Here is a 13580-nt window from a genome sequence, read left to right on the forward strand (position 1 = left end):
ATATTTGGTGCATTACGCACTAATATGTAACAAATACAAATATTTATTATCGTGTTGGTCTACCGTTATGAATAACATTTACTCAATCAAGTAGGCGGAGGCCTCACCGCCTCCGTCCTCTCACACTACCGTACTAGCGTGGGTCGCATACGGCCGTTCCAAGGTGGGCTAACTTTTGCTAACTTAAGTTCACTATTTAGCTTCAACTCCATTGTGGCTTGTCTCTCTTCGTTAGTAACAGTTCCGTTTCAGACTTCACCGCCATTGCTAACGTAGCTGTAGGATTCCTATTCTTTACAGAGACTCCGTAAACACTGAGAATCTGCTAACTGTTTCCTTAAACCTTGGTTCAGGCCTTCCCTACTTCGTAGGTACTATGCCCTCTGCTGACTTCTTCTCAATCTTCATCCAGCATCACTGCTAGCCTAGTCACAAGGACAAGTGATAAGATCTCCCGAGGTAAGATGCCACCCTTTCCCATCGCTCTACCTGATTTACATAATCACACTTCTGTTCGAGACTTTGGGCGATTCTATCTGTTGCTAGGTTACCCAAGCTGATTATGCTTACTTATCTGATTTTTGTCCGCCAAAGCTATGTTTTGCCATTTGCTTCCTTCAGATTCCACTTCACGATGGACACCCTTGCATCGGCTAACGCTACCTGCTCGACAAGATACTTAGAGGACTTTCACCTCCTAGGTTGACACCATGCTCGGTGCACAATAAACATGCTCGGTGCACAATAAAAAAGCGCCACTCGAAACGAGTGGCGCTTGCACTTTTTTTTACCTTAAATACTCAACCTTATGGCGTAGCGTCTATCTCGACTGGTAAGTAGTGTCTTGGTTCGAGCTTCAACCATTCTGGCAAAACCGTACCAATAGAGATAGATGACCATGTTCCAGACAGTACACCAATAAACATTGCCGTAGAGAAACCAGCCAAAGCTGATCCTCCCATAATCCATAGTGCACCAACAGTGATCAACGTAGTACCCGATGTCACCATGGTACGAGAGAACGTCGCCAAAACAGCTTCATCGTTAATCTGCTCAATTTTCCAATTTTGCTTCGCAACCAGCAATTCACGGATTCGGTCGGCGATGATGATGGAATCGTTCAGTGAGTAACCGAGAATCGCCAGAATCGCGGCAAACACCGTAAGGTTAAATTCCATTTGAGTGATAGCGAAAAAGCCCAACACTAAAATCACATCGTGCGCTAATGCGAACAGTGAACCACTCGCTAGTCGCCATTCGAACCGGAAACATAAGTAACCAAGAATGGTCAGGACTGACACCAACAATGCTAAACCGCCTTGTTCAAACAAATCTTGGCCTACTTGTGCACCAACAATACTGTTACTTACCACTTCCACTTGGTGTGAGATCGGCTTAAGTGTCTCTGCCACGCTTGGTAACGTTTGCCCCTCTGCCGGGACTGAGTAACGAATCACCCAGCGACCATCTTCACCCGAGCGGGTTACCGATGCCGATTCCCCCAACTTAGGCTGCAATGCTTCGAGCAGGTCAGGATTGGTTAATTGTTTATCGACTTTCACTTCGGTAACCATACCACCAGTGAAATCTAGACCTAAATGTAGCCCTTTCATCCAAAGAGCAAGTAAAGAAACGATCGTCAGAGCGACTGAAATGACCGTAGTGAAATAACGAAGTTTACGAATATTTTGTTTTAGCATTTCAACCATGATTAAACCCTCACATCACGACGGCCGTCACGGCCCCAAGCTAGATTGATCATTGCACGAGAAGCGAATACGCCAGTAAACATACTGGTCATCAGCCCCAAACCTAGCGTTAATGCAAAGCCTTGGATTGGACCATTACCGATGGCGTACAAAATCACTGCAGTGATCATGGTTGTGATGTTGGCATCTAGGATGGTTACAAATGCACTATCAAAACCTAAGTCAATCGCCTGAGCGAAACTTCGGCCTTCTCGCATCTTGTCTTTAATACGTTCAAATATGATTACGTTGGTATCTACCGCCATACCCACCGTTAGCACCAAGCCAGCGATACCAGGAAGTGTCAAAACAGCACCAGGAAGTAGCGCGATTAGACCAAGCAAACAAAGCATATTTGCACACAGTGCAACGTTTGCAACCCAGCCCAAACGGCGGTACCAAAGCGCCATGAATGTAAGTGTTAGGCCCATACCTAACGCCAACGCTGCAAAACCATTTTGAATATTTTCGGTCCCTAGAGAAGCCCCGATAGTACGTTCTTCAACGATAGTAACTGGCGCAGTCAATGAACCTGCACGAAGCAACAATGCAAGTTGCTGTGCTTCATCCATACTACCCGCTCCGGTGATACGGAATTGGCTACCTAGTTGAGATTGAATCGTTGCAACACTGATCACGCGCTCACTACGTTCAGTCATACCGCGGTCATTGGTTTTGTACTCACGATATACTGTCGCCATAAGCTTACCAATATGCGTTGCAGAGAAGTCACTCATCTTTTTGCCACCCGCGTGGTCTAGAGAGATGTTCACTTCTGACATGCCCATTTGGTCGATACCAGCACGCGCATCAACAATGTGCTCACCCGTCAGTAATGGACGCTTGGCCAGTATCACGGTTCGGTCATCATTATCTTGCAACACTAAGTCTTGGTTACTGCGAGCTTGACTCGCATCTTTTACTTCGTAAAACGCTAAACTTGCGGTTGCACCAATAACATTTTTCGCTTGCGCAGGATCTTGAACGCCAGGAAGCTCAATACGTATACTATCTTTACCTTGGCGCTGAACCATGGCTTCCGTAATGCCTAGCTCTTCAATACGATCACGCATGATCTTCACGTTTTGTTGCAAGGTCGTGGTTTCAAATTCTTGAATACTCTGCTCACTAGGTTGAAGGTCAAAACCGCGATCTGAGCTCGTCATTTGCCAACCTAGGTAATTTTGACGAATGAATTGGCTAGCCGCTTTCAAAGCATCATCATTATCGCTGTTAACCGCAATATGGTTGCCAGACTCAGCACGTACCTGCACACCACGGATACGCTGTTCACGTAGGTTCGCTTTGATCTCATCGATCAACGCATCACGTTGCTCTTCAAAGGCCTTATTTACATCAACATTAAGTAAAAATTGGACGCCACCGCGAAGATCTAGACCGAGTTTGATTGGACTAAAGCCCATTTCGTTTAGCCAATCTGGTGCGACCGATACGTATGAAAATGTAATGCTGTCACCCTTGTCTAATTCTTCATTGAGCAGAGCACGTGCTTTACTTTGTGCATCTTCCCCATCAAAAACCATGGTTGTTTTCCCGTCTTTCTCAATGATCTTAGACACGGGAATGTTGTGCTTTTTTAGAAGTTGATCGAGTTGAACGACCGACATCGCACTGTTGTTTCGGTCCGCAAACGTCACCTGAATCGATGGTTGCTCACCAAACCAAGTGGGGATTGCACTTAGCGTTAAAATAATGATGGTCGTAACAAGGACGACGTATTTCCATGCTGAGTAATGATTCAGCACTTTTGTTGTCTTTTGTGGTTTTGGTGTTTTCTTCATGTAAACATCATCCCTTCGCTGCTCAGCGAAGACTCAATTAGTTAAATTCAAGACACGACAACACACCCACCTGAACACATTCAGGTACGGAATACCCAGGGCAGTCAAGGCCCTGCAAAAAAGATTGTCATGTTAAGAACGCACGAAGCGTGCAGATTGATGGCGTTTAAATGGAAAACTGGCTATTGAGAGCGACGTACATTGCATTGGTTTCTTTCCAACCCGCAATGCGATGGTCATTAACGAAATGATGAAAAATTGACTGGTTTTGACGCCAGCTGATGTCCATTAAGCGATAAGAATAACCGGCATCAGCATAGAAAGGAGCTGTAAAATCGGTGACCGAATCAACATGTTCGTCATCGATGTTCTCACGCAGATGCGATATCCAGCGTTGAGAGTTAAATATGGCAAGTGAGTCTTGGCTTGCGTGTCCTTCAGAAACAGGTGACGGTACGGTTTCTTCCGTCAGTTCAGAAAAATCGATGGAAGGACTGGAAGTAGAGTCACTCGTCGTGAAGGACTGTAATTTTGATAAGTGAAGTACGTGAGTTTTCTGTTCTTTTTGCACAGCAGAGGCTTGCACTGGCAACAAAGCCATTGCAAGTAGCAGCAAAAACAGTTTTCTAACGTCAAACCAAGACATGGGCTCTCGCTTAAAACACAACGAGCCAAATTGTTTGACTCAGCCCTTTGATAGTATTCCCATTGGTTATTATCCACAACTAAAAAGTTCTAAATCTCTATAGCTGTCTTCGTTCCGGCCAGATCTGATACTTCAGCCCCGCAACATGAAAGAGCCTCGTATTCATCGAGAGAATATTTTGCCTGTATCCACATCTAGGTAAATTTTGTTCTCTTGTTCAAGGCCGCCACAGTAAATAAAATAAATGTTACCCTGCTTGTAAGTCACCGAACGCACCCAGCCACCCAACTCTTCAAAATCACTTGGGACGCAAGCCTGATCATCCAACAGTTGCTGAGTTTTGTTGCGAAACACATCTAAATGCGCTTTCAAATCGTCAGTTTTTTGCAAGTAAGCATCCAAAATCTCTAACCGCTCTTGCTCTTTAATGGCAGGTTCTGAATCTGATAACCCCTTGGAATCTACCCACTCCGCAGTCTCTTCTCCCCCTTCTTCATACAGGATATAATCTGACAGACGGAACCAGCCATTTGCTTTTTCTAACACTGCGACTTTTTCCCCTTTGTACAGGGAGTCAATGACGAGCGCTTGAAGATTTGGTTGGTTATAGACATTGACTCGACGCTCAGTCACATAATATTCCGTAACTTCTGAGACTCGGGACTCTAAATCCATGATAGGTTGTACTTTGTCGTTCATTTTCGGTGACGTAACAGAAGGTTCTTCCACATTTTGCGTTGTTTGTTGCTCTTCTTTCATAAAGACGAAATAGCACCCGGCACCAATACCGCCCAACAAAAACAAAATAGCGAATACGATCAGCACCTTTTTCATGTTCTTTTGATCCTTATGCAATTGAACTAACACTATTTTTGTCGTAAACAGCTATACTCATGCAAAACGAATGGACTGCTACGAAACCTATGATGATTGAGCCAAAATGGATATTAATAATACTGTTGCTTCCACTCTCGGTGCATGCAGCAGTTCAGTGTGACCACAATTCATGGAATGACAATCTTACCCAATTCAACCAGTTAGAGTCCAACTACAATCAATACGTTACGATTTACAATACGCTGTTAAATGAGCACAAGCAACGTAAGCTGTTATCCCAGACCTTTTCCCTCGAAGAACTCACCCTACTCTGGCAGTCCAAAGCCAATCAAAACATTTTCCGCGGCCAGTTGCAGGCTTCCATTCAATATAGAGATGAACTACGGAGTAAAGCAGAGAAACTTAAAAAGCTCAGCAAGGAGTCTAAATGGACGGCAAATGGATGGCAAAAGCTCGCTGCTCTGTGTCAACAATCAGGAGCAACCGCCAACCAAATCAGTGCGGAGTGGTATCGAGAAAACGCAAACCTTCTCGCTGAAGATTATACGCAACTTGCTTTACAATACGCAGGATTGGCTGGCTTATACGATCAAGAGGTCGAGACCTTAAAACAGACTCAAAATATAACTCATTGAGCCTGTTAACACTGGGATTGTTCCCTTTCTCATTACTGCATAAATAGTAATCAAAAAAACCAATAATAGAGATATTGGTCACAATAATACTTTACTTTCGAACAGTTTTTGGATACTTTGCTCATTAACAAAATTTAATAAAAAGTCATATTTGGCTGGAGATGATGCTACAAACATGGTTATCAATCGATTAAGTAACAAGGGATGTCCTAATGCTACTAACGCCAAATTTCTGTCAGTCGTTAGGCACGTTAAAGAGTTCGGTTCTATCAGTGATTTGGACTTATGCAAAATCTTTGGAGAAACAATCTGGTGTGATGGTCGAGAGTACCATTCATCAGCATTCTCATTTAAGGTAGATAGACGCACAGGGAACTGTGAAATATCGAAATACAAACACCCATAAGGCTTAAAAAGTTTACAAAGCGGAATCAGGAAACTGGCTCCGCTTTTTTCGTCTTGGGTCATTGAGGTGGGTTTGACCGAATTGTTTTTGTTCCCAAAGGGTTGGCTCTATATAGATCATCATAATCATCCTTGTCATTGCTTAGATGATCAGATCATGAAACATAAAATGAGTTCAAAAAATCCCCAAGCCGTGGCTTAGGGATTTGTGTATAAGAGACAGGCATCAATGCCACCTTTTTCACTTTAGGTTCGTTCAACCATAAATCGAAGTTTAAAGTCAACAAACGCCTCATGAAGTACTTTTTCTTTAATCGGCTTAAGCAGCACATAATTCGCACCCGCCGCCATAAACGCATCACTGGTCTCTTTTGCAGTATCTGCGGTGCAAGCATAAATTGGCGTACCTAACTTCAAGTGTTGGCGGATCTCATACGTCGTATCAATCCCACCAAGATGGGGAAGCTGATTATCCATTAAGATCAAATCGTAACAGACCTCCTTCAGGCACTCCATCGCTTCCAAACCATCTTTCGCCCAATCGACCTGCATCCTATATTTTTTACAAAACGCTTGAAGAATAAAGGCATTGGTATGGTTATCTTCTACCAACAATACTTTTAAACTTTCATCAAACAGTTCCCCCGGCAGCACTCGATTGTTAACATCATTGGCGTAAAGCGAACATTGGTGCATTTTCACTGGTAGAGTTACGATAAACGTCGTGCCATCGCCTTTACGACTACGAACTTGTACGTCACCTTCTAGTATATCCACCAGATTTTTCACAATCGTCAAACCCAGACCACTGCCTCCATACTTACGAGTTGTGGTTGCTTCTTCCTGAACAAAAGGCTCAAACACTTGTTCAAGCTTGTTAGACTCAATACCAATGCCTGTATCTGTAATCTCGATCACCAAGACACTGTCCGTTGCCCCGTAAAACTGCTCAAGCTCGGCCCGTAAACAAATCTCGCCAAAAGGAGTAAATTTGACCGCGTTGCTGACTAAATTAAATAGGATCTGGTTTAAACGAACTTGATCGGTAAAAATCTTAGCATTAGGTTCGAGCTTATTTTGAATCTTTAAATTCACACCTTTATTAGCACAAATCGGTCGGTAAATATTCTCTAGCGTAGATATTGTGTCAGCAAAGGTGAACGAGTGCTTATGAATGTTAAATTTCCCTTGCTCAATCTTAGAGAAATCCAAAATATCATTCAGAACCCCAAGAAGATGTTCACCGCTATGGCAGAGTACATCTATTTGTTTTTTCTGCTCTTGGGTGCTTAATGTATCCTTCAGCAGTTGAGCAACACCTAATATGCCATTAATCGGCGTTCGTATTTCATGGCTCATTTTAGCAAGAAAGTCCGCACGCGCTTGAGCCGACTTCTCCGCTTCTTGCCGCGCCACATTACTCTGCTTTTCAGCCTCAATAAGCGTTGTAATATCTTGTCCCTGAACAATGATGCCACTGATATCACCATCAACACCGATTGGAGAGAGGTTCCAACGATAAATTTTGTCGCCAATAGGAACATTTACCCCAGTCAGGGTCGCGCCTTGAGCCGCCATGCTCAGGTGAGGTCTAAGTTTATCTTTAAAACTCTGAAAAACGATCGGCATGGATTCATGTGCACTTTCAATCGCCAACTCTTTACGTGCTGCGGGATTGATTTGTATCAGAACCCCTCCCTCTGACCACACCATAATGGGCGATAGCGCAAAGTTAAACAGATCTCGGAAAGACTTTTTCTGCGCTTCAAGCTCTTCAAAGGTGCTTTCTAGCGTTGAACCGATGTGATCGAACTCTTCAATATCGGAACCATCAAAACGTTCAAACCCCTTCTCTTCCTTAGCAGAGCGAGTATAAGACATGAGTGATTCCAACTGCTCTGACACTCTGCTCCCAATCCATTCCTTAATGAGCAATGCCATCATGATCATCCCAACAACAGAAGCGAGCATTGCCAGTATATGTTGGATTTGCAACGTGACGACACCTTGATTGTCTTGTACTGATACAAGGCGCAACTCAGTAGTCGCCGCATTCACTTTAATTGGCGTTTCCGTTATCAACAACTGACCAAGTTTATTCTGTGAACCTCTGCGCGCCACAACCTCAGCCACATCATAATGTTCATCGCCACTCAACGAATGTGCCAACATAGCATCGTTGGCAATCAGAAGCACATTGTCTACATTGCTTTCGCTCTTCAGTTTCTCCATCAAGGCAAAATTGTTATCCAGTACCACTGCATTATAAGAAAAGCCCAGTACTTCACCCGTTTTTGGCATAAGCACTGGCACTCGTCGAATCAATATATGTTTGGAACCAATAGTGGTCTGTACATTAATGTTATACCAATTATCGCTGAAGGTTACTTTGCTGGCTAAGTTATCCAAGATGCGATCATTCACACCATAGAAGTGAGCGTTGCCATCATCCCAAATGATGCCTTTGTGATCGGCTAAAAAACGAAATTCTGGTGTATGTGCTGGGTCATTTTGATCGATGCTCAGAAAAAAATAGTTGAGTGCATCTTGATTATTACGTTTCACATAGAAGTCACGGATAACTTCACTTTTTGAGTTGCTATCGTGATGAATTTGAATGGCAGCAAAGTGGCTATCAAAAATATTGCGAATCAAAGCAGAGGTTTGCTGCTTGGTCCTATCCACTTCTTGCCAGATAATCTGTTTAGAAAAGTAGTAACTCTGAATAAAAATCCCGAGAATAATCGGAACAAGAACGAGGATAATAATTCTGGTAATAAGCGTCGCGAGTGAGCGACGCTTTTTTGTGTTTGATGTAGTCGTCATCAATTATCTGAATATCTAAAGGCACGTTTTTTGAGGGTGTCAATTCGCTCTGGCGAATCATTTTTGGTCACAATTTCAAAGTCACCGGAGTAAATGGTTGGTACGGCTTTTCCTTCCAGATCCCACTTAATGGCCTCCGCCATCGCGATGCCTGTATCATCGTTCATACGCATAACGGTGATATCTAACTCCCCTTTTTGGATTGCATCTAACTCCGCAGATCCGCCTCCCCACCCGTTGATAACAATGTCATCTCGTCCTAGGTCTGCGAGAGCTTCTACAGCTCCTAATGCGACGTCGGTTGAGCATGCATAAATGAACTCAACATCTGGGTATTTTTCTACGCTTGCCTTTGCTGCATCATAACCAGACTGCTTTGTTGCCTTGGTGTAATACGCGGATTGTAGCTCAAAGCCATTGTCGCGATTAACTTGGTGGATAAAAGTATCGCCTCTTACATCACTTATATAACCTTCAGAAAAATAGAGAACACTGTAATGACTCTTCTTAGGGAAGTGCTTACCAAATTCTGTGGCTAACTTACGGCTGCCTTCGGCATGATCAAACCCGACATACAAGAATGGCTGATGATTCTCCCACGCTCTCACAGGGGTGGTTATATTTTGTAGAATCAACTTGGTCTTTTTGGCGTCCAAGACGTGCTCCACAAATTTGCGATGCCTTGTGGTATCTAGCGTAAATATCAAATAATCAGATTTACTTTCTAGCGCTTCCATCAGTGATAAGCTTTGCTGCTTGATGTCGGCATTAGGACGGGTAAATACCTGATTAATTTGATAGCTGATATTCAGCTTATCTAAACGTTTTTCAAACGCCTTAATATTTCTGACCCAATAGTCAGAAACCTGCTGACCTGGATAGACAACGGAGATTTTTAGTGGTCGAGCTTGATTTGCCGTTACGTGAACCGGACGCTCTCGTACTGCTTCAGACAATGCCATCGTGAGTTGTTGTTGTTCAGGGAATTCCTCTAAGAACTCTTTATATGTCCAATAACCATTCAGCACTTGAGTGGCATGTGACATCGGAGAAATGCCAACCATCGAAATAAGGGAGAATAATAACGCTTTTTTCATCTATTGCTCTTTTCGCTTTTATTGAGCGTCTCTATTTTATAACCTAACCGAGTCATCCTTACTCTATTAATCTCTTCCATAACATGTCCTTTTTTATATCAATGCCTTTGATATTAAGCCTAGTAGGACATGACTGTATTATGAGTTACCAATGACCGAAATGATACCTGAAATAGATAAAAATAAACCGCCATTTTTAAGCGATTTGTCGTTTATCATTCTATAAATTCATGGGCGCTGCGTCTTCAAACCAAGTCATTCTCACTGAACCAAGCATCTTGAGGTTACTTAGGTATATAACGTGTATTAGCTGTGCATTTGAAATATCAGGTTTTGATGCTCATCAACATTGATATCTGCACCTGCATCGACAAGTAACTCTTTTTTCCTTTTGGTTAATTGTTTAATGAAGTATTCCACTTTCATCGCAGTGCTCTTGCTTTCAAACGATGATGTCCACTCTAATATGAGTGGTCCTTTTCCTTTCAACGCTTTTGCGCCTTTACCGCTTTGATGCTGCTTAAAGCGTCTTTCTATATCGTTCGTAACACCGCAATACAATGCATTGCGGTTATTGCGGATCAAATAAACACACCAGCTTTGCTCGGTAACCTGACTCATGAAAGCAGTGATTCTACCTGTACTTTGAGTGCATCGAGTTCTTCACGAAGTTGTGCTACTTCTTGCTCGAGTTGTGCCACACGCTCAGAATCAACAGAGGATGGTGTATAGGCAGAAGTGCTCAACTCACTCATATCCACTTCACCACAGAACAAATGCATGTAACGACATTCCCGCTTACCTGCCTCGCGCGGAAGCTTAACCACCAGCGGGCCTCTTTCATCGCTCGCTAGGTGTTCCAATACGATTTCCACTTCTTTAACGTCATTGAAATTTGCTAGGCGGTTAGTACGAGTACGAATTTCGCCTGGTGTTTGAGCACCGCGCAGTAACATACAGCACACAATCCCTTTTTCCTGTTTACTCAGTTTCAAATCACCAAATTCAGTATTGCAGAAACGGTGTTGGTACTTGCTTACACGACTGTTAAAGCTACTTTCATCACTGACTAGCCGACGTTCAATCAGCGCATCAACTGCATCGACTACATCGCCTTCTGACAATGACATTACCGGCTCACGATTACTTTTTTGGTTGCACGCATTAGTCAGCGCATTAAGGCTCAGAGGGTATTGATCGGGGGTTGTGACTTCTTTTTCAATCAAACAACCAATTACTCGTGCTTCAATTGCCGTTAGCTCAACTTTCATCATGCATTTCCTTATTATTTTTGCATTTGAATTTGGGTATCAGGCTAAAGCATAGCGCATAGACCTGATACCCTTTGCGAATCAGGTTCAATCTAATGCTCTGATAGAATGGACACTTTGGTCATTTTTCCATTCTCATCAATCATCATGATCTTAGAACGGTTCAGCTCAACCTCTATAATTTCGAGTTGCGTTCTTGCTGTAACATATGCCGCTTTTAGCTTTGCTGCTAAAGAGTCTTCGGTTGACTCTACTTCTTGGTTTTCGACGTGCTCCGCAGTATTACCAGAGTTCATTTCGAGCTTCATCATATTGTCTTGAATGAAGCAGATAATATAGCGTCAACAAACCGATGACAACGAGTCGTTGCATCTCCGTGTACGATAATCCAAAGCACTCAAGTTGTGCGTGTTAAAAGCACATCAGAATTGATTGATAAATGTTCAACTCAACACCACGTTTGATCTAAAGACTGTTATGCCATTAGATGTTGTGTTTTAATCGAATCAGATATTCACAAATTAGGAAAGGGAACCATGAGTAGCGTATTTGAAATCGTGAACCAAGCTCGTCGTAAAAACAAACTAAAACGTGAGCTGCTTGATAACGAAAAGAAAGTTCGTGACAACCGCAAACGTGTAGACCTTCTAGAGAACCTACTAGACTACATCAAACCAGAAATGACTCACGACGAAATCCTTGCGATCATCAAAAACATGAAAGCGGATTACGAAGACCGTGTTGATGACCACATCATCAAGAGCGCTGAGATCTCTAAAGCTCGTCGTGACATCAGCCGCCGTATTCGCGAACTGACTGAAGAAGACAAGCAAACTAGCGGTAAAAAATAAGCCTAATTAGTTTCAAGATTCAACCCCAAGCAAGTCAATCTTGCTCGGGGTTTCTTTTTGTCACTTTGTTGTACAGTGTGTACAATAAAACCACACCCCGCTCTGAAAACACTCAACTTTTCTATGTCTTCTATTTCTTCTGACATTCAGCCTACGTTAGCAAAACAGCTGTTTACTATGACATGGCCCATGCTTTTTGGTGTGCTCTCCTTGATGAGCTTCCAGCTCGTTGACAGTGCTTTCATTGGTCAACTCGGGGTTCTTCCGCTTGCCGCTCAGGGCTTTACTTTACCATTGCAAATGGTGGTCATTGGTATTCAAGTAGGTTTAGGCATCGCGACCACGGCTGTGATAGCAAAAGCGATAGGAGCTAACGATGTCCACTACGCAAAACAGCTTGGTGGCTTAGTGCTTATGATTGGCTCGATTGGTGTGGCTGTATTGGGCTTCATCATTTGGTTTCTGCGTTACCCTATCCTTTCCCTCTTAAGTGCACCAGAAACGATCATGCCAATCATCGACAGCTATTGGCCTTGGTGGTTATTAAGCTCTTGGACAGGCGCAGTGCTGTATTTCTACTACAGCATTTGCCGTGCAAATGGTAATACGATGCTGCCAGGCTCTATGATGATGGTGACCAGTGGTTTGAACCTTGTTCTCGATCCTTTGTTCATTTTCACCTTTGATTTAGGGATTAATGGCGCGGCCATTGCCACCATTATCGCATTCGGCGTTGGTATTGTTGTCGTTTCGCCGCGTGTACAGAAAAATCACTGGGCAACGTTCCAATGGCAAGATCTAAACGTGATGAAAAGTGTCACCGCTATCGGTAACATCATGGGACCTGCAATGATTAGCCAGCTACTGCCACCTCTTTCATCGATGCTAGCAACGAAACTATTAGCCGGATTTGGTACGGCGGCGGTGGCATCTTGGGCGCTAGGCTCTCGTTATGAATTTTTTGCCATTGTTTCAGTGTTAGCTTTAACTATGTCAATGCCCCCCATGGTGGGTCGCTTACTGGGCGCAAAGAACTACACGGATATTCGTTCTTTAGTCTCTATCGCGGTTAAATTCATACTCGGCTTCCAACTGTTGATTGCCATTGTGACTTTTATTGTTGCTAAACCACTCGCGCTATTGATGACCAGTGATGTTCAAGTGGAGCAAGTCTTGAACATGCACCTCGTGATCGTTCCTATCAGTTTGGGTTCGCTTGGGGTATGTATTCTGATGGTGTCTATCTGTAACGCGCTAGGAAAATCCTACACCGCACTAACCATCTCTGCACTACGCCTGTTTTTATTCTTCCTACCTTGCTTGTGGGTTGGCGCACAACTGGGCGGAATCCAGGGGCTATTGATTGGCGCTTGTATTGGTAACATTTTCGCGGGCATTGCGGCTTACCTAACTTACCGCAAAACAATACACAACCTATCAAAGCTGCAAGCCGCTGCTTAAC

13 protein-coding genes are annotated in these 13580 nt (G+C 43.4%); 4 read left to right on the forward strand and 9 right to left on the reverse strand.

All coding sequences use genetic code 11. The features are described 5' to 3' along the window. Positions 1-806: 806 nt before the first annotated feature. From secF to AK965_RS07670, 4 genes are all read right to left on the reverse strand, one after another. Positions 807-1709: a protein translocase subunit SecF gene (gene secF, locus AK965_RS07655; RefSeq protein WP_099079057.1), complete on the reverse strand. Its 903-nt coding sequence runs from the start codon at positions 1707-1709 to the stop codon at positions 807-809. A 2-nt stretch (positions 1710-1711) separates the two neighbouring features. Beyond that, positions 1712-3550 (reverse strand): protein translocase subunit SecD, encoded by a 1839-nt coding sequence (secD, locus tag AK965_RS07660; protein WP_099079058.1) that lies wholly within the window; start codon positions 3548-3550, stop codon positions 1712-1714. Between the two features lie 166 nt (positions 3551-3716). Continuing rightward, entirely contained in the window at positions 3717-4196 is a 480-nt protein-coding gene (locus AK965_RS20430) for a hypothetical protein (RefSeq protein WP_099079059.1), read from the reverse strand. A 162-nt stretch (positions 4197-4358) separates the two neighbouring features. Further along, positions 4359-5030, reverse strand: coding sequence for an SH3 domain-containing protein (locus tag AK965_RS07670; RefSeq protein WP_099079060.1), 672 nt, complete (start codon positions 5028-5030; stop codon positions 4359-4361). A gap of 89 nt (positions 5031-5119) precedes the next feature. Here AK965_RS07670 and AK965_RS07675 point away from each other — a divergent pair, with 89 nt between their 5' ends. Beyond that, complete coding sequence (locus AK965_RS07675; protein WP_099079101.1) at positions 5120-5668, forward strand: ATPase; 549 nt, start codon at positions 5120-5122, stop codon at positions 5666-5668. 175 nt (positions 5669-5843) lie between these two features. Next, positions 5844-6074: a hypothetical protein gene (locus AK965_RS20920; RefSeq protein ID WP_099079061.1), complete on the forward strand. Its 231-nt coding sequence runs from the start codon at positions 5844-5846 to the stop codon at positions 6072-6074. 245 nt (positions 6075-6319) lie between these two features. On the opposite strand, the gene luxQ is transcribed toward AK965_RS20920, so the two are convergent. The 5 genes from luxQ to AK965_RS07705 form a co-directional block, all read right to left on the reverse strand. After that, the gene (gene luxQ, locus AK965_RS07685) at positions 6320-8899 is read right to left on the reverse strand and encodes a quorum-sensing autoinducer 2 sensor kinase/phosphatase LuxQ (RefSeq protein WP_099079062.1); all 2580 of its coding nucleotides are present in this window, start codon (positions 8897-8899) and stop codon (positions 6320-6322) included. After that, positions 8899-9996, reverse strand: coding sequence for an autoinducer 2-binding periplasmic protein LuxP (locus AK965_RS07690; protein WP_099079063.1), 1098 nt, complete (start codon positions 9994-9996; stop codon positions 8899-8901). Before AK965_RS07690 ends, luxQ begins: the two co-directional genes overlap by 1 nt. A gap of 306 nt (positions 9997-10302) precedes the next feature. Next, the gene (locus AK965_RS07695; protein WP_099079064.1) at positions 10303-10617 is read right to left on the reverse strand and encodes a GIY-YIG nuclease family protein; all 315 of its coding nucleotides are present in this window, start codon (positions 10615-10617) and stop codon (positions 10303-10305) included. Then, the gene (locus tag AK965_RS07700) at positions 10614-11267 is read right to left on the reverse strand and encodes a YceH family protein (protein WP_099079065.1); all 654 of its coding nucleotides are present in this window, start codon (positions 11265-11267) and stop codon (positions 10614-10616) included. The genes AK965_RS07695 and AK965_RS07700 overlap by 4 nt, the downstream gene beginning before the upstream one ends. Positions 11268-11359: 92 nt before the next feature. Next, positions 11360-11563, reverse strand: a complete 204-nt coding sequence (locus AK965_RS07705) for a hypothetical protein (RefSeq protein ID WP_253252674.1) — start codon at positions 11561-11563, stop codon at positions 11360-11362. Between the two features lie 240 nt (positions 11564-11803). Here AK965_RS07705 and AK965_RS07710 point away from each other — a divergent pair, with 240 nt between their 5' ends. Together AK965_RS07710 and AK965_RS07715 are read left to right on the forward strand one after the other, a co-directional pair. Continuing rightward, positions 11804-12118 (forward strand): DUF496 family protein, encoded by a 315-nt coding sequence (locus tag AK965_RS07710; protein WP_005442423.1) that lies wholly within the window; start codon positions 11804-11806, stop codon positions 12116-12118. A 123-nt stretch (positions 12119-12241) separates the two neighbouring features. Then, the gene (locus AK965_RS07715) at positions 12242-13579 is read left to right on the forward strand and encodes an MATE family efflux transporter (protein WP_099079067.1); all 1338 of its coding nucleotides are present in this window, start codon (positions 12242-12244) and stop codon (positions 13577-13579) included. Position 13580 lies beyond the last annotated feature (1 nt).

This window comes from Vibrio sp. PID17_43 (assembly GCF_002608565.1).
In the GTDB taxonomy this organism is placed as follows: domain Bacteria; phylum Pseudomonadota; class Gammaproteobacteria; order Enterobacterales; family Vibrionaceae; genus Vibrio.

What these genes read in the sequence shown, in the direction of transcription:
- secF (WP_099079057.1), bottom strand. Translation starts at nt 1,709, where the DNA reads ATGGTTGAAATGCTAAAACAAAATATTCGTAAACTTCGTTATTTCACT.
- secD (WP_099079058.1), bottom strand. Translation starts at nt 3,550, where the DNA reads ATGAAGAAAACACCAAAACCACAAAAGACAACAAAAGTGCTGAATCAT.
- AK965_RS20430 (WP_099079059.1), bottom strand. Translation starts at nt 4,196, where the DNA reads ATGTCTTGGTTTGACGTTAGAAAACTGTTTTTGCTGCTACTTGCAATG.
- AK965_RS07670 (WP_099079060.1), bottom strand. Translation starts at nt 5,030, where the DNA reads ATGAAAAAGGTGCTGATCGTATTCGCTATTTTGTTTTTGTTGGGCGGT.
- AK965_RS07675 (WP_099079101.1), top strand. Translation starts at nt 5,120, where the DNA reads ATGATGATTGAGCCAAAATGGATATTAATAATACTGTTGCTTCCACTC.
- AK965_RS20920 (WP_099079061.1), top strand. Translation starts at nt 5,844, where the DNA reads ATGGTTATCAATCGATTAAGTAACAAGGGATGTCCTAATGCTACTAAC.
- luxQ (WP_099079062.1), bottom strand. Translation starts at nt 8,899, where the DNA reads ATGACGACTACATCAAACACAAAAAAGCGTCGCTCACTCGCGACGCTT.
- AK965_RS07690 (WP_099079063.1), bottom strand. Translation starts at nt 9,996, where the DNA reads ATGAAAAAAGCGTTATTATTCTCCCTTATTTCGATGGTTGGCATTTCT.
- AK965_RS07695 (WP_099079064.1), bottom strand. Translation starts at nt 10,617, where the DNA reads ATGAGTCAGGTTACCGAGCAAAGCTGGTGTGTTTATTTGATCCGCAAT.
- AK965_RS07700 (WP_099079065.1), bottom strand. Translation starts at nt 11,267, where the DNA reads ATGAAAGTTGAGCTAACGGCAATTGAAGCACGAGTAATTGGTTGTTTG.
- AK965_RS07705 (WP_253252674.1), bottom strand. Translation starts at nt 11,563, where the DNA reads ATGAACTCTGGTAATACTGCGGAGCACGTCGAAAACCAAGAAGTAGAG.
- AK965_RS07710 (WP_005442423.1), top strand. Translation starts at nt 11,804, where the DNA reads ATGAGTAGCGTATTTGAAATCGTGAACCAAGCTCGTCGTAAAAACAAA.
- AK965_RS07715 (WP_099079067.1), top strand. Translation starts at nt 12,242, where the DNA reads ATGTCTTCTATTTCTTCTGACATTCAGCCTACGTTAGCAAAACAGCTG.